At 63.5% G+C, this 18674-nt stretch carries 15 protein-coding genes and 1 tRNA gene; 8 read left to right on the top strand and 8 right to left on the bottom strand.

The features are described from left to right. Window positions 1-155 precede the first annotated feature (155 nt). Both GY170_RS18220 and GY170_RS18215 read right to left on the bottom strand, forming a co-directional pair. Complete coding sequence (locus GY170_RS18220; protein WP_163896236.1) at window positions 156-959, bottom strand: undecaprenyl-diphosphate phosphatase; 804 nt, start codon at window positions 957-959, stop codon at window positions 156-158. 3 nt (window positions 960-962) lie between these two features. After that, a complete protein-coding gene (locus tag GY170_RS18215) occupies window positions 963-1946 on the bottom strand; it encodes a complex I NDUFA9 subunit family protein (RefSeq protein ID WP_163896234.1) in 984 nt (327 codons plus the stop codon). Window positions 1947-2125: 179 nt separating this feature from the next. Between GY170_RS18215 and GY170_RS18210 the strand changes: the two genes are divergently transcribed. The 5 genes from GY170_RS18210 to GY170_RS18190 all read left to right on the top strand — a co-directional run bounded on the left by GY170_RS18210 (window position 2126) and on the right by GY170_RS18190 (window position 8973). Continuing rightward, a tRNA-Leu gene (locus GY170_RS18210) sits at window positions 2126-2212 on the top strand. Window positions 2213-2950: 738 nt separating this feature from the next. Beyond that, the gene (locus GY170_RS18205) at window positions 2951-4243 is read left to right on the top strand and encodes a DNA cytosine methyltransferase (RefSeq protein WP_163896233.1); all 1293 of its coding nucleotides are present in this window, start codon (window positions 2951-2953) and stop codon (window positions 4241-4243) included. Window positions 4244-4253: 10 nt separating this feature from the next. Continuing rightward, complete coding sequence (locus GY170_RS18200; RefSeq protein ID WP_163896231.1) at window positions 4254-5771, top strand: ATP-binding protein; 1518 nt, start codon at window positions 4254-4256, stop codon at window positions 5769-5771. Further along, the gene (locus GY170_RS18195) at window positions 5768-7996 is read left to right on the top strand and encodes a Z1 domain-containing protein (RefSeq protein ID WP_163896229.1); all 2229 of its coding nucleotides are present in this window, start codon (window positions 5768-5770) and stop codon (window positions 7994-7996) included. The genes GY170_RS18200 and GY170_RS18195 overlap by 4 nt, the downstream gene beginning before the upstream one ends. After that, a complete protein-coding gene (locus GY170_RS18190; RefSeq protein WP_167803337.1) occupies window positions 7942-8973 on the top strand; it encodes a PD-(D/E)XK motif protein in 1032 nt (343 codons plus the stop codon). The genes GY170_RS18195 and GY170_RS18190 overlap by 55 nt, the downstream gene beginning before the upstream one ends. A 266-nt stretch (window positions 8974-9239) precedes the next feature. Here the strand turns inward: GY170_RS18190 and GY170_RS18185 are convergent, their stop codons facing one another. From GY170_RS18185 to GY170_RS18170, 4 genes are all read right to left on the bottom strand, one after another. Next, a complete protein-coding gene (locus GY170_RS18185; protein WP_163896225.1) occupies window positions 9240-10505 on the bottom strand; it encodes an RNA-dependent RNA polymerase family protein in 1266 nt (421 codons plus the stop codon). A 302-nt stretch (window positions 10506-10807) separates the two neighbouring features. Continuing rightward, a complete protein-coding gene (locus GY170_RS18735) occupies window positions 10808-11005 on the bottom strand; it encodes a helix-turn-helix transcriptional regulator (RefSeq protein WP_163896224.1) in 198 nt (65 codons plus the stop codon). Window positions 11006-11083: 78 nt separating this feature from the next. Then, window positions 11084-11704, bottom strand: coding sequence for a hypothetical protein (locus tag GY170_RS18175; protein WP_167803336.1), 621 nt, complete (start codon window positions 11702-11704; stop codon window positions 11084-11086). A gap of 262 nt (window positions 11705-11966) precedes the next feature. Next, the gene (locus GY170_RS18170; RefSeq protein WP_163896220.1) at window positions 11967-13184 is read right to left on the bottom strand and encodes a tyrosine-type recombinase/integrase; all 1218 of its coding nucleotides are present in this window, start codon (window positions 13182-13184) and stop codon (window positions 11967-11969) included. A gap of 394 nt (window positions 13185-13578) precedes the next feature. On the opposite strand from GY170_RS18170, the gene GY170_RS18165 reads away from it, so the two are divergent. Together GY170_RS18165 and GY170_RS18160 are read left to right on the top strand one after the other, a co-directional pair. Next, a complete protein-coding gene (locus tag GY170_RS18165) occupies window positions 13579-14745 on the top strand; it encodes a nucleotide sugar dehydrogenase (protein WP_163896219.1) in 1167 nt (388 codons plus the stop codon). 131 nt (window positions 14746-14876) lie between these two features. Further along, a complete protein-coding gene (locus tag GY170_RS18160; RefSeq protein WP_163896217.1) occupies window positions 14877-16007 on the top strand; it encodes an S-(hydroxymethyl)glutathione dehydrogenase/class III alcohol dehydrogenase in 1131 nt (376 codons plus the stop codon). Here the strand turns inward: GY170_RS18160 and GY170_RS18155 are convergent. Next, the gene (locus GY170_RS18155; protein ID WP_163896215.1) at window positions 16001-16921 is read right to left on the bottom strand and encodes a serine hydrolase domain-containing protein; all 921 of its coding nucleotides are present in this window, start codon (window positions 16919-16921) and stop codon (window positions 16001-16003) included. The two genes, GY170_RS18160 and GY170_RS18155, sit on opposite strands and share 7 nt — an antisense overlap. Before the next feature lie 112 nt (window positions 16922-17033). Here GY170_RS18155 and GY170_RS18150 point away from each other — a divergent pair, with 112 nt between their 5' ends. After that, window positions 17034-17768 carry an NYN domain-containing protein gene (locus tag GY170_RS18150; RefSeq protein WP_163896213.1) on the top strand — a complete coding sequence of 245 codons (735 nt, stop codon included), beginning with the start codon at window positions 17034-17036 and terminating at the stop codon, window positions 17766-17768. Between the two features lie 9 nt (window positions 17769-17777). Here GY170_RS18150 and GY170_RS18145 read toward each other — a convergent pair whose 3' ends face one another. After that, window positions 17778-18668: a phosphotransferase gene (locus GY170_RS18145; RefSeq protein WP_163896211.1), complete on the bottom strand. Its 891-nt coding sequence runs from the start codon at window positions 18666-18668 to the stop codon at window positions 17778-17780. Between the last annotated feature and the right edge of the window lie 6 nt (window positions 18669-18674).

The following is an 18674-nucleotide window of genomic DNA, read 5'->3' as shown; positions in this document are numbered from 1 at the left end:
CCAAGGGCGGTCTCCCGTCTGTTCGGGAATACCACTACCCCGTTACGCAGGGGAATAAAAGTCAGCCGTGCTGACCTAAAATGCCAAAATATGCTGGCTGGCGGAAGAGCGGTGCGATTTCCGCCCTTTATTGGGTCAACTTGGCTGACCTACCACTATCCTTGGATCAGCAGAGCGATCAGGGCCGCCCCGCCGACGAGGATTCGCCAGTAGCCGAACAGCGCGTAGCCGTGGCGGGAGACGAAGCCGAGCAACCAGCGCACCACCAGCAGCGCCACCACGAAAGCGGCAACGAAGCCGATAGCGATCTCGCCCCAGGCCGACAGGTCCAGCTCGTTGCGGGTGGCATAGATGTCGTAGGCCACCGCCCCCGCCATCGTCGGCATGGAGAGGAAGAAGGAGAACTCCGCCGCCGCGCGCTTCGACACGCCCAGCATCAGCGCACCCACGATGGTCGCCCCCGAGCGGGAGACGCCGGGCACCATGGCGAGGCACTGGCAGAGGCCCACGGCGAAGGCTTTGCGCAGCGGCAGCGCCTCGGCGTCGTCCACCGTCGGCTCCGGCGCGATACGCTCGAAGAAGATCAGTATCACCCCGCCGATCACCAGCATCGAGGCGATGAGCAGCGGCGTCTCGAAGAAGACGTTCTTGATCAGGTCATGCAGGATGACGCCAAGCACCGCCGCCGGCAGGAAGGCCAGCAGGACGGAGGCGATGAACCGCCGCGCGCCCGGATCGTGCGGCGCGTTGCGGAACACCTCCCACAGGCGCCCGGCATAGACGAAGAGCAGCGCAAAGATGGCGCCGAGCTGGATGACGACCTCGAAGGTCTTTCCCGCCGCCTCGAAGCCGAGGAAGTGCCCGGCGAGCAGCAGGTGCCCGGTGGAGGAGACGGGGATGAACTCGGTCAGCCCCTCGAGGATCCCGAGGAGCAGGGCGATCAGCGCGGTATCAGCCATGCGTCAGGATTTCCGCAGTCCCTTGGCCGAATCCTTGATGGCCAGGTACTGGCCCGAGGGCCGGAAGCGCCACATGTAGCTCGGCAGGACAACCTCCATCGCCGTCGGCGTCAGCCCCAGCTCGGCGAAGCCCTTGGCCCCCTCCGGCACGACCGAGTCGCTGGAGAGCGCGCGCAGCTCGTCGCTGGTGATCGGCGCCTTGATGATGCCGAGCGACAGCACCTGCACGATGCCGCCGGCCCAGGCCACCGGCCGGGCGAGCCAGTCGGGCAGGCCGAAGAGCACGCGGCGGCGGCGGATCAGCGTGCAGATCGCCTCCATCACCTCGCGCTGGGTCATCACCTCCGGCCCGCCGAGCGCATAGGTGCCGCCCGGCGCCCGGCCGCTGGCGCCCAGCGCCGCCGCGGCGGCCACGTCATCGACATAGACGGGCTGCAGGCGGGTATGCTGCTTCGGCAGCGGGATCACCGGCAGCATGCGCGCCATGTTGCCCAGCCGGTTGAAGAAGGTGTCATCGGGGCCGAAGAGCGGCGCCGGCCGCAGGATCATCGCCCCCGGAAAGATCTCGCGCACCGCCTGCTCGCCGTCGGCCTTGGTGCGCAGGTAGCTGCTCTCGCTGTCCGCATCGGCGCCGAGGCCCGAGAGGTGGACGAGATGCTTGATGCCCATCTCCTTCGACACCCGCGCGATGCGGGCGGCGCCATCCTCGTTGATCGCTTTCAGCGTGTTGCGCCCGTTGTCGGCGAGGATGCCGACGCAGTTGATGGCGGCATCCGCCCCCGCCAGCGCCGCGGCCACCGAATCGTCGTCGCGGATGTTGCAGAAGACCGGCATGACCTGGCCGACGACGCCGTATTGCCGGACGAACCCCGCCGCCGCGACCTCACGGACGGCGACACGGACGCGCCAGCCCTCCTTGGCCAGCCGCCGGGCGATGTGCCGCCCGAGAAACCCCGATCCGCCGAAGATGGTGACGAGCCCTGCCATGGTCGCTCCGTCCTTCACTGCTGTCGGGCCCGGGTTTAGTCTCGGCGCGGTGAGCGGGCAAGGCGAAAGGGGCGCATCCCCGCCAGCCATCCCGCACACCGCCGCGCGACGCCTGAATTCCACGCATCGAAACCCGTTGACACCCCCCGGCCGAACCCGTAGAGCCACGCGGCACACCGGCCCAGGTGGCGGAATTGGTAGACGCGCTGGCTTCAGGTGCCAGTGATCGCAAGGTCGTGGAGGTTCGAGTCCTCTCCTGGGCACCATTGCTCCCATAAAGATCTATTTTGGTCAGCCACTTGCTCCGCGTGAAAGCAGTGTGTCCACCTTTGTGTCCACCCTTCTCCGCTGCAGCACGCGGGCTCAGTTCCCGCTCAACATCCGGCTAAGCAGTCTGATCTCTTTGTTGGAGCGAACTGTACCGTCGGTATCCGGCATGCCTTGATTGATCATTCTGTTGGACCGCCCTGTTTTGCGCACCGGGTGCGCTATGAACAGTCAGCGCACCTAGCTAGCCAATTGGTTGTGCTTGCCAAACGTGGGCGTGGGCAGGGAGCGGCCCGTCGCTGCATCAGCAATCCCGACCCTGAGGGGCGCCGGAAGTGCGAATCCATCGCTACGCTTCGTTGCTCGTCCCTGACCGAGTGTCGTCAGAGCAACCCAAAAGGGCTTAGCCCGAAGGGGCTGCTCAAAAGATCCAAGAACACCTCAAGTGACTACTCGTCAGATGTAGGAAGCGCCGCCAATCTATCTGTAGCTACCCACCTCAGGGCGCTTGTCGGTCCACAGAGACTGCCGGCGACCGTGCCGGCTCCGACTTTAGAATCTTTCAGCCTGATGTCGTCCGGGGCGGAGAACGCGACCCCTTGTCGCGGCGGGGAGCGTCGTGTTCCTTGCGAAGGAGATGAAATCATCCGCAAACATATGGCCAGTCGCCGACGTCGATCCCCGAGGAGCATGCGCTGCGTGAGCAACCTTCCTCGATTCTTTGGGCCGGCGGGCACATGAAGTTCATTGACCTCTTTGCAGGGCTCGGCGGCTTCCATAGGGCGCTCGCTAACCTCGGGCACGAATGCGTCATGGCCTCCGAGCTCGATCCCCTCCTCGTGGATCTCTATGAGCGCAACCACGGCCTGCGCCCACGGGGGGACGTGACCTCGATCCCGCTCGACGAGGTTCCTGAGCACGACGTGCTCTGCGCCGGCTTCCCGTGCCAGCCATTCTCCAAGGCTGGGGCGCAACTAGGCCGAGACTACCCGGGCTCCGGAACGCTGTTCGACAACGTTTTGAGAATTCTGCGCAAACGTCGACCTGGTCATCTCATCCTGGAGAACGTCCCCAACCTCCTACGTCACGACCAGGGACGGACCTGGGCAGCAATGGAGCGACAGCTTGCAATGATCGGTTACGACGTCCGATCGAAGCTCCTATCACCCCACATGTTCGGGGTACCTCAGGTCCGCGACAGGGCGATCATCGTCGCCAAGCAAGGCAGGGGCGCGCTTGCTGAGTTCGAGTGGCCGGGTCGGAAGCGTCCTCGCGACGAACTCGACATTCACGACGTGCTCGACGAACGACCGAACGACGCGAAGGCGCTGCCAAGCACCTTCCTTAAATACCTCGATGCGTGGCAGCGCTTCCTCGACGCATACCCGGACGACGTTCCTCTGCCTTCCTTTCCCATCTGGGCAATGGAGTTCGGTGCCACCTATCCATACGTCGGACACACGCCTGCCTCCTTGCCACCCAATGCTCTCAAGGGGCTGAAGGGCGCCTTCGGAGAACCGCTGACGGGGAGCCACGATCAAAACTTCGCTTTGCTGCCTCCATACGCGCAGGAGAGCAAGCCGCGCTTCGCCGGTTGGAAGGAGCGCTTCATTTCGCAGAACCGCGAACTCTACGGCTTCTCGCCTGGGGCCTTCGACGCCTGGCTCCCGTCCATCCGCGGCTTTGCCCCTAGTTTTCAGAAGCTGGAATGGAACTGGAAGGATGGGCCGCGCGACATTCGAAAGGGGATCATCCAGTTCCGCGCCTCCGGCATCCGAGTGAAGCGACCAACCGTCGCCCCTTCCCTCGTCGCCCTGACCACGAGCCAGGTTCCGGTTGTAGGTTGGGAGGAGCGCTACATGACCGTCCGTGAGTGCGCCCGGCTCCAGAGCATGGGGGACTTCCAGTACATGCCTCACACGCGTCAGGCCGCCTACAAGGCGCTCGGCAACGCGGTGAACGTTGGCGTAATCCAGGCGGTCGCCGCGCGCCTGCTCGGCCAGGACGATCCTGCGCCCACCATCCATTGAGGTCGGGGGGATGAGCGGCCCGAAAGTACCGATCAATCCTGGCGTCAGCGTCCTCGGCGTCCTGAAGCACCTCAACTACAAAGAGTGGTTCGCTATCGCGGAGTTCGTGGACAACTCCGTTCAGAGCTTCCGCTCTAACCGCGAGGCGCTAGGGGCAGTTGGATCCGACACGCTGACCGTACGCGTCCTCATTGAGGATGAGGGCATCATCCGGATCGAGGACAACGCAGCCGGGATCCCGCTTTCTGAATTCCCCCGTGCCTTCCGCCCCGCGCAGGCACCGTCAGATGCCTCAGGACTTTCGGAGTTCGGAATGGGCATGAAGTCCGCGGCCTGCTGGTTCGCGCCCCGATGGTCCGTCCGAACCAAGGCCTTGGGCGAAGATGTCGAGCGCATCGTCGAACTTGACGTCGCTACCATCGTCGATCTCTCCCTCGACGAACTCCACGCCGAAGAGAATGCAGCGAGGAGAGACGCGCATTATACGGTCGTCGAGCTTTTCGACGTAACCCGGCTTCCTCGGATGAAAACCCTTACGAAAATTAGGGAGCACTTGGCGGACATCTACCGGCAGTTTCTCAGAGAGGGTTGGCTCCGCCTGGAGGTAAAGGGTGAGGCGCTGTCCTATGACGATCCGGACGTGCTGCTTCAGCCGCCTGAATGGGATAAAGCGGCGGAGCCGATTAGTTGGCGCAAGGAGATCGACTTCGATTTTGGCGAAGGGAAAAGCGCAAAGGGTTTCGCGGCTCTCTTTGCCACGGCGAGCACCCGTCGCGCCGGCTTCGCCCTGTTCCGGCGTGGTAGGTTGATCCAGGGCAGTGCCGACGAGGGCTTCAAGCCGCACACAATCTTTGGCAGCGCCAATAGCTTCCGTCGCCAGAGGCTCTTCGGGGAGTTGAACCTCGAAGGATTCCAAGTCTCGCATACCAAGGACGGTTTCCAGTGGGAAGAAGAGGAGCAGGAGGCGTTCCTCGAATTGCTCAAGGAACGGTTGGCGCAGGATCCGATCCCACTCCTGAAGCAGGCAGACGAGTTCCGGGCTCGGAAGGCCAAGGAGGAACTCGAAGACGTCGCGCGCAAGGCCGCCAAGGAGACCGCGCGTGATGCAGAGAAGGGATTCACCGCTGCGTCGACCGGGCGGGCGCAGGACGACGCGGCAGAGGAGCCCGAGGCGGAGGCAGCCGTCCGCACACTTGCGGATGAGGTCTTCGTTGCCCGGATAGATGGGCAAGCGTGGGAGGTTCACGTCCAGCCGACAATGGACGACGCTGAGCGCGATTGGCTTCGTGTGCTCAACACCGAGCTGCAAGATGGCACCCGGAAGGTCGTCATCCGCGTGTCAGCGCACCATCCTTTCAATGTCCGCTTCGTCGACGACGACGAGCGGGCCTGGCAGGCCATGCTCCGGACGGCTGCCGCCGTGGCGATTGGGCAGGTCCTGGCCAGAACGGGGAGTAAGGATGCCGCGATAGGCGCCTCGGCGACGGTACGCGGTATCAACAAGGCCTTGAAGGGGATGAGCGAATGACGGAACGCGCCGGAACCGCAACGATCAATAGGACCGCGCCGCGAGGAGGCTCCTGGTGCCCTGTAGAGGGGGACGAGACCGGCGAACTCCTGTATCGTACTTTCCCGGATGAAGCGGAGGCACGAGGGCGCCTCGCAGAGGCCTCCAGAGCGATCCTCTCCCGCTGCGCCGAGCCAGGCGGCCCGGTCAGGGGCGACGCCGGACTGACGATTGGGTACGTCCAAAGCGGGAAGACTCTTTCGTTCACGACCGTCGCCGCTCTGGCCCGCGACAACGGCTATTCGATGGTGGTCCTGATCGGTGGCACGTCGAAGTATCTTCTCGAACAGACAGAGGGCAGGCTCGCGAAGGATCTCGCCATCGGCGAGAAGCGAACGTGGCTGCACATTCGGGGGCCGCGCCAAGGTATCAAACCGGCGCAACGCGCGGCCGATGTCCGGACGATGCAGGCCGCGCTGGACAAATGGCAGGACGACGACTTCGACCAATCGGCGTGCCCGACTGTTATCGTTACGGTGATGAAGCATGCCGGCAACCTCTCGAAGCTTGCCGACATGATCGCGGAGCTTCGCCCACCGCCTGCACCGGCCCTCATTATCGACGACGAAGCGGATCAGGCTAGCCTCGACGCGAACGCGGCATCTGATACCCAAACTAATCCTACTAAGACCTACGCCGCAATTTCGCGCCTTCGGCAAGCGATGGCCACGAATGGGGTTAGCCATACTTTCCTGCAGTACACAGCCACGCCCCAGGCCAACCTCCTCATCGAAATAAGCGACGCGCTCTCGCCGAGCTTCGTCCAGGTTCTGGAGCCGGGGGGCGCCTATGTCGGCGGTAAGGAGCTTTTCATTGAGAAGGCTGCTGCGCATGTCCGGTCGGTGCCAGCCGCCGAGATGGAGGATGCCTTAGAGGCTCAGGAGGGGCCTCCAGAGAGTTTGCGTGCGGCCTTAGCATCCTTCCTCGTCGGAATAGGGGCGGACCACCATTCGGGCTTCGCAGGAAGTCCTCGATCGAACCGATCAATGCTCATACATCCGTCGCGGTTGACTGGGGACCATTCGCGCCTCCGTGAATGGATTGATCGGATGAAGGCCGACTGGTCCGAGCTTCTGCAGGAAGAGGCGGCATCGACCGCGCCAGAAGAGCGGGAGTTTTTGCTGGCATTCCTTCGCAAAGCCCATCGCGACCTCTCTACGACGGATCCGGGGCTACCGTCCTTTGATGAACTGATCCGTCCGATGCGCGTGGCCCTCAAGGATACGCAGGTCCTAGAATTAAACCGCGGCGCGCCGCCCGTGCCCTGGAGCAGGCACTTCTCCTTCATCCTCATCGGTGGGCAGGCCATCGAACGCGGGTTCACGGTCGAGGGGCTTACGACGACGCACCTCGCGCGCAGCCTCGGTCAGCGTCTGGCCGACTCGATCCAGCAACGAGCTCGATTCTTCGGGTACAAGCGTGGTTACCTCGGTCGGATCCGCATTTGGACGGACGACGACACGCGTAGCGCCTTCAGGGAGTACGCTGAGCATGAGGAGGCACTTCGCGAGCAGCTCAAGCCGGTCGCCGAGGAGGGACGGCCTCTGCGGGACTGGAGGCGACAGTTCCTTCTCAGCCCATCGCTGCGTCCCACGCGGCGTAGCGTGCTGACGCAAGCCGTGAAGCAGCGCCGTCTGTCGGACGACTGGCTGATGTTGGATCGGCCGGCAATTCTCGGATCCGACCTCGACGATAACCGATCGCTTCTGAACCGCGTCCAATCGTCAGTGATGTTGGACGAGGATACGGGGCATGAAGCGCGGACGGCCGAGCAGCGGCACCTCGTTTCCACTGGCCTACCCATCGCGCAGCTTCTGGAGGTGCTAGCGGACATCCGAGTGGCGGACGCGGATCAACGCGACATGCTGTACGGCGCAATGCTGCAACTGGACGAGTTCGTGGGCCAGCCCGGACGGTCGGCGCGCATTTACCTTATGGGAAAAGGGCGCCTGCGGGAACGGAAGATCGAGGCCGGCAAAGTAGCTCAACTCCACCAAGGCCGGAATCCCCGGACTGGTACCCCGGTCTATCCAGGCGATCGTGAGATCATGATCCGTGACGAGCCGTCCTTGCAGATCCACGTGCTCCGAACGAAGGATGGCAGACTCAAGGACGTCCCGGCCTTCGCCCTATGGATGCCAGTTCGGTACGCAGGCCAAGGCACCGCAGTGCAGTCGAGCGCCTGATGGTCGCTCCGGGGACACTTCGCGCGCGTCTCGCCGGGCTGAAACCGCCCTCGGCGGCCACTTTCAGCGTCGTTGAGATCAGTTCCTCCCCCGCAGCTTACGCAGCGATCGATGGTCATGGACGCCCTGCAGTCCTCGTCGAGACGTTGAGCACGACGTCGCGCGAGATGGTGCGACGTGGTCTACGCCTGCAGCATCGCGCAAAGTGCCATGTTGAGATCGGAGGTATCTTTAGGACAGTCACGGCTTCTCTCGTTGCGTGCGAAACCGACGATCCCGCGCTCCAAGAGGCCTTTGTCTCTATCGGTGATATCCTGCTAGCTCGCCTTTCCGTCGCCACAGAAGCAGAGGTCGTGGCAATCCTGGAGGAACTTGTCGAACTTCTCGAACGACCTGGCGAGCCGAGCCGGGAAGGTGCTATCGGACTTTTCGCCGAACTCTTGGTGCTTTCCCTCGCCAGAGATCCAGTAGCAGCGGTGCATGCCTGGCGCATCGGCGCTGGGGATCGCTACGACTTCGTTCTCGGCACCGGTCGGATCGAGGTGAAAGCGTCTGGAACAAGAGAGCGGAGACACCGTTTCTCGCTGGAGCAGTGCTTGCCAGACGCGGGAACCAAAGCGTTTGTTGCATCCACGCTGGTACTCGAAGGGTCAGGCGGTACAGGCGTACGCGACCTCGCAGCGCGAGTTCAGGCGATGGTGCAGAAAGAGGTGGACCTGACCATGAAGATCCAGCGCGCGATCCTCTCCGTCATGGGCCTGCCTAGGTCCGGCGAGCCAATCTTCGACGAGGCACATGCCGTGACAAAGCTACGTTGGTACGATGTTCGAGATATGCCCGCGGTACGCGCCGTGCCGGAGGGAGTCGATCAAGTACGCTTTAGGGTGAACCTAGAAGGTATGAAACCGCTCACCCTGCAGGACCTTGAAGTAAGAGGAGAACAGATCTCCCCCTGCCTTCCGCCCCTCGAAAACTAAGAAACGTTTGTAGAAACCGAGGGGCCGGCTCGCCAGGTGCCTCTTCGTGAGATCTTGGGTCAGTACCGACAACTCGCGCGGTTGACAGCGACTACAGGATAAGTCGCGAGAAATTCACAATCTTTTTCCATCCACCGCCAATGCGGTATCTCAGAACTAGTACATATCGGAGGGGTGGGCGGACCAATTAAAAGAGCTTTTACCACGCCCACTTGCCGAAGCCCGCGTTAGCCGAGGTACTGCTACAAGCTGTCCCCAACAGCACATCATGAAACGTCTTCGCCGCTAAGGAGGCGGACCCTGTTCCTTGCCTTAGCCCTCATCGCCTCCATTCTTTTTCTGTGGAAGCGCTGCCGGCATTCCAATGCCACGAAAGCACAGACGAACGCTCTGTGCTCCTTCGCAACCCGGTCTATCACTCTATCAACTTCACTGATCGAACTAGCCTCTGCAATGTCCCGATAACCGGTGGCACGAATTTTTCGTGCTTTCTCGTAGTTTGCGTCCGAAAGTGAAACCGTAAGTCGGCCGCCATCCTTGTGGAGACGGCATCCTAAGAATTCGAACTCCTCATAATTTCCTAGTGTCTGAAACTTGTGTCCCAGGAGCGGCCCGGCAGGGTGGTTGCGGAGTCCGTCGCCCAGGCTAGGCACAGCATCACCCAGCACACGACTGGACCTCGATTGCAGGAGAAAGTTGTCTGCGTAGCACGTCACCTGCACGTCCCCGCAATCCGCGAGATTCAAGCGTGCTAATGTCAGCATCCATTCCGCAACGAGCGGTGACACCATGCTTCCTGTGCTCAGACCCTGCCGGACCTTGGAATTCGCGTCAGCAACTGCCTCACGAGTTCCAGAGGGACAGGTGTCTACCATAGGAGACACAATGTTGGCAGCTTCCGCTGAGAGTACATTGAAAGCCACCTCTTCATCTAGGCCCAGTAGCTCAGCCACCAGGTCCACGTTGAAGCTCGCATAGCACTCTTTCACATCCAGCTGAGCAACTTGCTGATAGCCAGCGTCGAAGAGGCTCTTTATTCTCCCGATAGCGGCAGGCGCACCGCCGTGAAATAGCATGTGGTCGCCCGGGGTAAGACCGTGCATTGCTCTGATCAGGTTCCGGACCAGTGCTTGTCGTGTGCGGTTCGCCATCCCAAAGGACAAGATTTGCCGCTCGCCGCCGCCTAACTTCTTCTCGATGATATGACGGACGGGCTCATCACAGGTTCTGTAAACATCGACATATCGCGCAATGTCTTCTAGACGATCACATAGCTGCCCTTTGTAGCGCTTTCTGGCTTCATTGGCGGCAACCAGCTTACAATTATAGCTCTCCAAGTAGCGCCGCTTCGCCTCCAGCTCAGCATCAATGGCGGCATCAAGCTTTGCCGCGATTTTGTCCCCTCCGCGGAGGCGATCGAGAAGCTCCCTGATGCCACAGCAAACGACGCCTTCCTCCGCTTGCTCCCTTTGCTGAACAGCAGCACGAACCTGCTTCGCGAGCTTCCTCTCGTGCCTTTCTGCCTGCCGCATCGCCCTGCTACTCGGCATCCGAACGCACCCGGTGCGTTGGCGTACGGTTCCGCCATCCTCCGAAGCCTCGTGGTGACTAAAGCCCTGTTCCGACGCGTCGATTGATGTAGCGGAGCGCTTCCGCAGCCGGCGGGCAGAGGACGAAAGTACGTTACTGGCTGCGCTAGCGCCGGCAATGTACTGCAGACGGCGGTTCATGATTGCTACCTCAGCATTGAATTTCACAGGAGCGCCTTAACGGAATGACTAGCGGCCGGGGCCTTTGGGAGCCTGCCCTTGGCACAGCTATTTCTCACGCGTCGCTAGGAGGCCCGCCCTTCGCGCCGTGATTTCAACTCCGCAAGGAACTCCGACAGCTCGCTCTCTGGCCATCGAGTAAGGCGTCCCAAGCGAATGGGTTCTGGAAGGTTGCCTTCAGCGGTTTGACGCCACACCGTTGCTTTCGAGCAGCTCAGACGTGCGGCAACTTCCGAGACGTTTAGCAGACGATCAATACCCATTGCCTTCTCCTTCTATGAGAAGACGCTGCATGAGGTTGAGCCGGAATTATAGCTATCGCTTTTGTACAGAATCTCTACCTACGTCGGATCCGACACGATCTCGACGCGAGAGATTCCGAGATTTTCGAATGTAGAGGGACGAATTGCTTCTAGGTCCCACGAAAGATAATCGACTTGCTTCCTGGTGAGCCGGTCGACCGAATAAATACTTGCAGTCCGCGCCGACTTATAGTCAACCGCGATGGTGTCCGCTCCAGCCTGCGCCCAAGTTTGCTTTAGGATATGGTGTACAATTTCAGATGCCTTCTTTTCCTGGTCGGTCATAGACGAAGGTGACCATTTCTCGATACCGACCTGCACTTCCACTCTCTCTAGCGCCTCCGCGAACTCGCAATGAAATGGCGACCCTTTGTAACCTTCCTTCCCGCGCTCATATGCCAGCACCTCTCTCATCAGCTTCATTCTCTGCTGGAGCGCGAGATGCTTTCTCTCCATTTTGAAATGATGATCTGAAACAGGGCTCTCCCCGCGGCGGTAGGTGACTGACGCAAGGATTTCGGCCGTCCTGCTAGCCAGCCAGCGGGGCAGGGTAAGCTGGTGCTCCTGACATATATCGATGCCGTCCAAGATTGCCGCCAAGCTACCAAACTCCGCACGCAACTTCGCCCGGAATAACTCTATATCGTAGGACTCTATCATGTTTTTGGGGAGGAGTTCAGAATTTGGCCGAGCGTTTGCCTCGGCCGCTCGGGAGATGGCCAACTCCCCATCATGCGAGATGTGATAGTGATGTACACTACGGTCACCTATAGCGCACCGGGTGCGTAGCTCCCGAAGCAGCCTGTCGCGAGGCGCTAGATCGTCCCAAAATTCACTCACCTCTTCTTCGGTTGGATCGGCACCAAGTATTATCTCTAGATGCCGGCGCTGACGGTCTGAGAGCGCGCCTCCATCCGCCATTCTATCCTCTCCCGTCGCTTTCCAACCGACGAGCACCGCCAAGAGAGATCACATCCCCTCCTCCCTCCACAACAAAGCTGGCCCAGCGCTCCATCAACGCCGAACGTTTCTCAAGAAGATCCGTCCGCCTATAGGCTCGCTCAACCTGAGAACCCACTGCGTGGCCGAGCGCCATCTCTGCGATGTCCGGCGGGGTTTCGGTCGCCTCAGCGCACCAAGTGCGAAAACTCGTCCGGAAGCCGTGCGGCCGGCTTTCAAGGCCCCGACGCTCCATGTGCCTGGCCATAGTGGCGTCTGAGATGACCCCTTTGCGCGCGTTGTGGAAGATGTAGCCATCTCGCTCGAACGGCTTCGATGCGTCGATTACCGCAAGGGCCTCTCTAGAAAGCGGGACTCGGAAGTCGCGCACCTGTCCTCGACGGCCTTTCATAATCTCAGCTGGCACGGTCCAAATGCTGCCGCTGATCTGGTCAAGGCGACAGAAGCGAACAGGAGCGGAACGAAGCGCCGTCAGGATTAGCAAGCGGAGAGCTAAATGGGTGATCGTCCCCTCGGATAGGCTGGCATAGAAGGCCGGGACCTCTTGCCAAGGCATTGCCGGAATGTGAGTCGGCTCATGGCGAGACTTGCCCAACAGAGCCTTGGCCTTATCCACAGCTTGCAGATCAACTTCGAGACCTAGGGCTGCTGCGTGCCTCATGACGATGTTCAGCCGGTTCATCGCTTTCCGCGCAGTGTCCGCCTTTTCATGCCAAATCGGCTGCATCACATCGCGGATGCTCCGTTGGTCAATGTCTGAGACAGGGAGGCGGCCTAGCTTCGGAAGAACATGTAGCTCCAAGGGAGAGAACCAACGGCCCGCCTTGCCTCCGTCCTTTAACTCGGCTTTCCGTGCATCGAACGCTTCTGCGGCAACCTCAGCCAGGGTGGAGCGGCGGGCTCCGGCTTCCCGCTTGAGCCGATCTCGCTCCACAATCGGGTCACGGCCCGCGCGAGCCCACCTTCGGTACCGCTGAGCAGCCTCCCGAGCCTCCTTCAGGCTAACATCGTTCACTGAGCCTAGGCCCATCTCTCTGCGGCGGGCCCCTATCGTCAGCCGGAGGAACCACTGGGCGCCACCATCCTTGCGCAAGTGCAGCCAGAGGCCGCCGCCGTCTGAGTACTTGCCAGGAGGCAGATTCTTGATCTTGAGCGAGGAAAGCTTGTGAAGAGCGCGCATTCTGTCCACCTTTCTGTCCACCCCAACATGTAGGACCGGCTGATGTCAACTGCGACGCCCTGAGACGCAGATTTGCTGATTTACTTCAGCAGCACGGGCGGGATGCGCTCCCATGAAATCTCCAGATATTGTTGTTCAATGCCTCTCCTGGGCACCATTGCTCCCGAACATTGAGATCGCGTTGCCTCGCGGGGCCATTGGCCGGCCCGGGCGACACGCCGCCGGATTGTGCAACCGCCCCGCCGGCGCGGCGCCACCGGCCGCCTCCACTTGAACATCCGCCTCTTCTGAAAGATGGTTCGCTGCAATTGCAGCATGGCGCGCCCCGGCCTGCCGGAGCCCCGCTTTCCGCCGCCATTCCAGACCACAATACATTCGAAAAGAGGGTCCATTCATGAAAATCGCCGCTGCAGGCATCGGCTATGTCGGCCTGTCCAACGCCGTCCTCCTCGCCCAGTCCCACGATGTCGTGGCGATGGACATCTCCCAGGCCCGCGTCGACATGGTCAACGCCGGCAAGGCCCCCTTCGAGGACAAGGAGATCGAGGAGTATCTCTCAGAGAAGCCCCTCAAGCTGCGCGCCACGACGGACCCCGAGGATGCCTATATCGGCGCCGAGTTCGTCATCGTCGCCACGCCCACGAATTACGACCCCGAGACGAACCGCTTCGACACCTCCTCCGTCGAGGCCGTCATCCGGCAGGTCAACTCGCTGAACCCCGACGCCACGATCGTCATCAAGTCGACGATCCCCGTCGGCTTCACCGAATATGCCCGCGCCGAGCTCGGCGCGCCGAACGTCATCTTCAGCCCGGAATTCCTCCGCGAGGGCCGGGCGCTCTATGACAGCCTCTATCCCAGCCGCATCATCGTCGGCGAGGACAGCGAGCGCGGCCGCACCTTTGCGCGGCTGCTGCAGGAGGGCGCGATCAAGAAGGATATCGAGACGCTCTTCACCGGGCCGTCCGAGGCCGAGGCGATCAAGCTCTTCGCCAACACCTTCCTCGCCATGCGCGTCGCCTATTTCAACGAGCTCGACAGCTACGCCCTCGCCCACGGGCTGGAGGCGCGGCACATCATCGACGGCGTGAGCCTAGATCCGCGCATCGGCGGCCACTACAACAACCCCTCCTTCGGCTACGGCGGCTACTGCCTGCCGAAGGACACGCGCCAGCTCCTCGCCAACTACCAGGCGGTGCCGCAGAACCTGATGCGTGCCATCGTGGACGCGAACACGACGCGGAAGGATTTCATCGCCGAGCGGATCGTGGCGATGTCGCCGAAGGTGGTCGGCGTCCACCGGCTGGTGATGAAGGCGGGCTCCGACAACTTCCGCGATTCGTCGATCCAGGGGATCATGAAGCGGATCAAGGCCAAGGGCATCGAAGTCATCGTCTACGAGCCGAACCTGCCGGACGAGACCTTCTTCAACTCCCGGGTCATCCGCGACCTCGACGCCTTCAAGGGCGAGGCGGATGTCATCGTCGCCAATCGCCGCACCTCCGAGCTGGCCGACGTGGCGGACAAGGTCTTCACCCGCGATCTCTTCGGCTCCGACTGACGCCTCCAGGGGGCGGGCCGACGCCCTCCGCGAGCGAGACGCGCCCGCAAGGGAGCGGCGAGCGGCCCGCAAACGGTTTGAAATCCCCCGCCAATCCCGTAACGTCCGCGGGCAAAACCGGGAGGTGCGATATGCGAACCAAGGCCGCCGTGGCGCTGGAAGCGGGCAAGCCGCTGGAGGTGATGGACGTGAACCTCGAGGGCCCCCGGCCCGGCGAGGTCCTGGTGGAGATCAAGGCCACCGGCATCTGCCACACCGATGAATTCACCCTCTCGGGCGCCGACCCGGAGGGCCTCTTCCCCGCCATCCTCGGCCACGAGGGCGCCGGCGTGGTGATGGAGGTGGGCGAGGGCGTCACCTCACTGAAGCCGGGGGACCATGTCATCCCGCTCTACACGCCCGAGTGCCGCGAGTGCCCCTCCTGCCTCAGCCAGAAGACCAACCTGTGCACCTCGATCCGCTCGACGCAGGGGCAGGGGGTCATGCCCGACGGCACCTCCCGCTTCACGACGCTCGATGTCGATCCGATCCTGCACTACATGGGCTGCTCGACCTTCTCCAACCACACCGTCCTGCCGGAGATCGCGCTGGCGAAGGTCCGGGAAGACGCGCCGTTCGACAAGATCTGCTACATCGGCTGCGGCGTCACCACCGGCGTCGGCGCCGTCATCAACACCGCTCAGGTGGAGGAGGGGGCGACCGCCGTCGTCTTCGGCCTCGGCGGCATCGGCCTCAACGTGATCCAGGGCCTGCGCCTCGCCGGCGCCGACATGATCATCGGGGTGGATCTCAACAACTCCAAGAAGGAGTGGGGCGAACGTTTCGGGATGACGCATTTCGTCAACCCCAAGGAAATCGGGGAGGATATCGTCCCCTACCTCGTCAACCTCACCAAGCGCCGGGGCGACCAGATCGGCGGCGCCGACTACACCTTCGACTGCACGGGCAACGTCACCGTCATGCGGCAGGCGCTGGAATGTGCCCACCGCGGCTGGGGCGTCTCCACCGTCATCGGCGTGGCGCCGGCCGGGGCGGAGATCGCGACGCGCCCCTTCCAGCTCGTCACCGGCCGCACCTGGAAGGGCACGGCCTTCGGCGGCGCCCGCGGGCGGACGGACGTGCCGAAGATCGTCGACTGGTACATGGACGGCAAGATCGAGATCGACCCGATGATCACCCACACGCTGTCGCTGGGCGAGATCAACAAGGGCTTCGACCTCATGCATGCCGGCGAGAGCATCCGCTCCGTCGTCGTCTACTGACCCTCCGGCGGGGCCCCCGGGCCCCGCCACCCTTTCCCCATGGCCGCCCGGGCCGCAGCCCTCTCCGCGAAGCCCTCGTCCGTGCCGTCGGTGAAGCAGGCCACCGTCAGCGCCCCCGGCTGATCGGGGAAGTGATAGACGGCATTGACGCTGAACGGCCCGCCGCCCGAGTGGCCGATGGCCCGCCCGGCCTCTCCCATCTCTCCGCTCATCAACCCCAGCGCGTAGCCATGGGACGTCCACGGCCGTCCGGGGAGCGCGCCGCCCAGCGGGTGCGGCCGCGTCATCTCCCGCAGCATCTCCGCGCCCAGAAGCCGGCCGGCGAAGAGCCCGTGCAGCAGGCGCGCCGCATCTCCCGCCGTGCCGATCAGGCAGCCGTGGTAGACCCAGCCCGGATGGTAGTGCCGCGCCTCGGGCCAGTGCACACGCTGAAAGTCCTCCCGCCGCGTGGCGAGCTCAACGCTCCCCAGCCCAAGCGGCCCGGCGACCCTCCTCGCGACCATCTCCGCCAGCGGCGCGCCGGCAACCTCCTCGATGTACTGCCGCGCCAGCATCGAGCCGATGTTGGAATAGGCCCAGCCTTCTCCCGGGGCGAAGAGCGGTGCCGTCCGTGCCCGCTTCAGCATCTCGCCCGGCGGCCAGGGCTCCTCGTCCCTCGCGACCGCCGCGCGATACTCCGGCAAGGCATAGTAGTCCGGCAGGCCGGCGGTGTGCCCCAGCAACTGGCGCAGCGTGAACCCTTCGCCCGGCAAAGGCGCGTCCAACTCCGCCCGCCCCTCTTCCACGAGGGACAGCGCGCAGATGGCGATGACAGTCTTGGTGACGCTCCACCACGGGAAGATCTCGCCGCCCCCGCCGGCGACCCTGCCGTCCCCGTCGATCCGAAAGGTATGAAGCTCACCCGTCTCCGCCATCTGCCAACGATACCACCCGCACCACCCTGCGGGAACGTCCTCCCAGCCTCCACCGCTGTTGCAAGCAGGCCCCAAGGCGCCTAGTGCGAGGCAAACCCGATCGGAAGGCCCTATGCCCGACAGCCGCCCCCTCCTCGCCGTCCTCATCGACGCCGACAATTCCTCCCCCGCCAAGGCGCGTGCCGTCTTCGCGGAGATCGCCTCGCTCGGCGAGGCCTCCGTCCGCCGCTGCTACGGCGACTTCTCGTCCCAGCGGATGGCGGGGTGGAGCAAGATGCAGGCCGAGCTCGGCCTCGTGCCGCACCACGCCCCGGCGAACACCGTGGGCAAGAACGCCTCCGACATCTCCCTCGTCATCGACGCGATGGATCTGCTGCACACCGGCCGCTTCGACGGCTTCGTGCTGGTCAGCTCGGATTCCGACTTCACCCGCCTCGCCTCCCGCATCCGCGAGCAGGGGATGGATGTCTTCGGCATCGGCCAGAAGAAGACGCCGGAGGCCTTCCGCAAGGCCTGCAAGCGCTTCATCTTCGTCGAGAACCTCGGCGAGGGCGCCGAGGAGCCGGTGCAGCAGAACGCCCCGGCCAGCGCGCCGGAGCTGGAGGAGGGGCCGAAGGGCACCCCGGACGAGGCCCGCCGCCTGATCACCGGGGCGATGGAGGCGATCGAGCAGGAGGACGAGTGGTACACCCTCTCCCAGCTCGGCCAGTACATCACCTCCGCCAACCCCGATTTCGACACGCGGACCTACGGCAAGCGCAAGCTCTCCGACCTCATCCGCGAGCTGAAGGTGTTCGAGACGAAGACGGGCCCCGGCAACCAGCTCCTCGTCCGCCGGCGGGACTGAGGGGGGCACTCAGGCCGCGCCCACCTCCTCGTCCGACATGATCCGGCGAAGCGTGCTCCGCCCCAGCGCCACCATCCCCGGATGGCTCTTCTCGTAGTACCAGACGAGCCCCAGCGCCTGCTGGAAGGCCCAGACCGCACCGCGCCGCCACTCGGCCTCGTCGCAGCCGAGCCGGGTGCGGATCAGAGCGCGTCCCTCCGCCTCCAGGTGGTGCCACGCGGCCACGAGATCGAGCGCCGGGTCGGCCGGCCCGAAGCCGCCGCCATCGAGCACACCCACCAGCCGCTCGCCCTCCACGAGCAGGTTGGCCGGAATGAGATCCTTGTGGCACATCGCAAGCCGCGTGGGCGGCGCAAGCACCCGGAACGCCTGCCAGAGCCGCCGCAGCGGCGGGATGTCCAGCAGCCCCCCGCTCCGCTGCAAGCAGGTCGCCATCCACGCGTCATGCTCCATCAGCGTCCCGCCCCGCCCCTGCGCCGCGAAGGGGCGGCCCTTCGTCTCCGCCCGGCGCAGAGCCCCGATCAGGGCGGCGAGGTCCCCCGCGAAGGCCGCGGAGGAGCCCAGCCCTTCCGGCGTCGCCATGGCCCCCTCCACCCAGCTCTCCAATGCCCAGGGCAGGGGATGGCCGCCCCCCGGTTCGCCGAAGCCCAGGGGCCGCGGCGTCGCCACGGGGCAATGGGCGGCAAGCTCCTCCTTCGCCTCGGCCTCCCGACCCAGCGCCTCCGCCCCCTCCGCCCGCAACGGAAAGCGGGCGGTCGCGCGGCGCCCGATCCGGAAGAGCGCATTGTCGGTCCCGCCCCCCAGCGCCGCGACCTCCTCACCTCGGAAATCCGGAAACTGCGCATCGATCAGCGCGCGCGCGGCCCCGGCGCTCACCCGCGTCTCGTCCTCATGCAGCATGGCCCC

It is taken from the genome of Pseudoroseicyclus tamaricis, from assembly GCF_012070395.1.
GTDB classification, from domain to species: domain Bacteria; phylum Pseudomonadota; class Alphaproteobacteria; order Rhodobacterales; family Rhodobacteraceae; genus Pseudoroseicyclus_A; species Pseudoroseicyclus_A tamaricis.
The sequence above is the reverse complement of the archived record's forward strand: the minus strand, read 5'-3'. Positions and strand labels throughout refer to the sequence as shown.

What these genes read in the sequence shown, in the direction of transcription:
- GY170_RS18150 (WP_163896213.1), top strand. Translation starts at nt 17,034, where the DNA reads ATGCCCGACAGCCGCCCCCTCCTCGCCGTCCTCATCGACGCCGACAAT.
- GY170_RS18220 (WP_163896236.1), bottom strand. Translation starts at nt 959, where the DNA reads ATGGCTGATACCGCGCTGATCGCCCTGCTCCTCGGGATCCTCGAGGGG.
- GY170_RS18145 (WP_163896211.1), bottom strand. Translation starts at nt 18,668, where the DNA reads ATGCTGCATGAGGACGAGACGCGGGTGAGCGCCGGGGCCGCGCGCGCG.
- GY170_RS18185 (WP_163896225.1), bottom strand. Translation starts at nt 10,505, where the DNA reads ATGCGGCAGGCAGAAAGGCACGAGAGGAAGCTCGCGAAGCAGGTTCGT.
- GY170_RS18190 (WP_167803337.1), top strand. Translation starts at nt 7,942, where the DNA reads ATGGATGCCAGTTCGGTACGCAGGCCAAGGCACCGCAGTGCAGTCGAG.
- GY170_RS18155 (WP_163896215.1), bottom strand. Translation starts at nt 16,921, where the DNA reads ATGGCGGAGACGGGTGAGCTTCATACCTTTCGGATCGACGGGGACGGC.
- GY170_RS18170 (WP_163896220.1), bottom strand. Translation starts at nt 13,184, where the DNA reads ATGCGCGCTCTTCACAAGCTTTCCTCGCTCAAGATCAAGAATCTGCCT.
- GY170_RS18215 (WP_163896234.1), bottom strand. Translation starts at nt 1,946, where the DNA reads ATGGCAGGGCTCGTCACCATCTTCGGCGGATCGGGGTTTCTCGGGCGG.
- GY170_RS18200 (WP_163896231.1), top strand. Translation starts at nt 4,254, where the DNA reads ATGAGCGGCCCGAAAGTACCGATCAATCCTGGCGTCAGCGTCCTCGGC.
- GY170_RS18205 (WP_163896233.1), top strand. Translation starts at nt 2,951, where the DNA reads ATGAAGTTCATTGACCTCTTTGCAGGGCTCGGCGGCTTCCATAGGGCG.
- GY170_RS18195 (WP_163896229.1), top strand. Translation starts at nt 5,768, where the DNA reads ATGACGGAACGCGCCGGAACCGCAACGATCAATAGGACCGCGCCGCGA.
- GY170_RS18735 (WP_163896224.1), bottom strand. Translation starts at nt 11,005, where the DNA reads ATGGGTATTGATCGTCTGCTAAACGTCTCGGAAGTTGCCGCACGTCTG.
- GY170_RS18160 (WP_163896217.1), top strand. Translation starts at nt 14,877, where the DNA reads ATGCGAACCAAGGCCGCCGTGGCGCTGGAAGCGGGCAAGCCGCTGGAG.
- GY170_RS18175 (WP_167803336.1), bottom strand. Translation starts at nt 11,704, where the DNA reads ATGATAGAGTCCTACGATATAGAGTTATTCCGGGCGAAGTTGCGTGCG.
- GY170_RS18165 (WP_163896219.1), top strand. Translation starts at nt 13,579, where the DNA reads ATGAAAATCGCCGCTGCAGGCATCGGCTATGTCGGCCTGTCCAACGCC.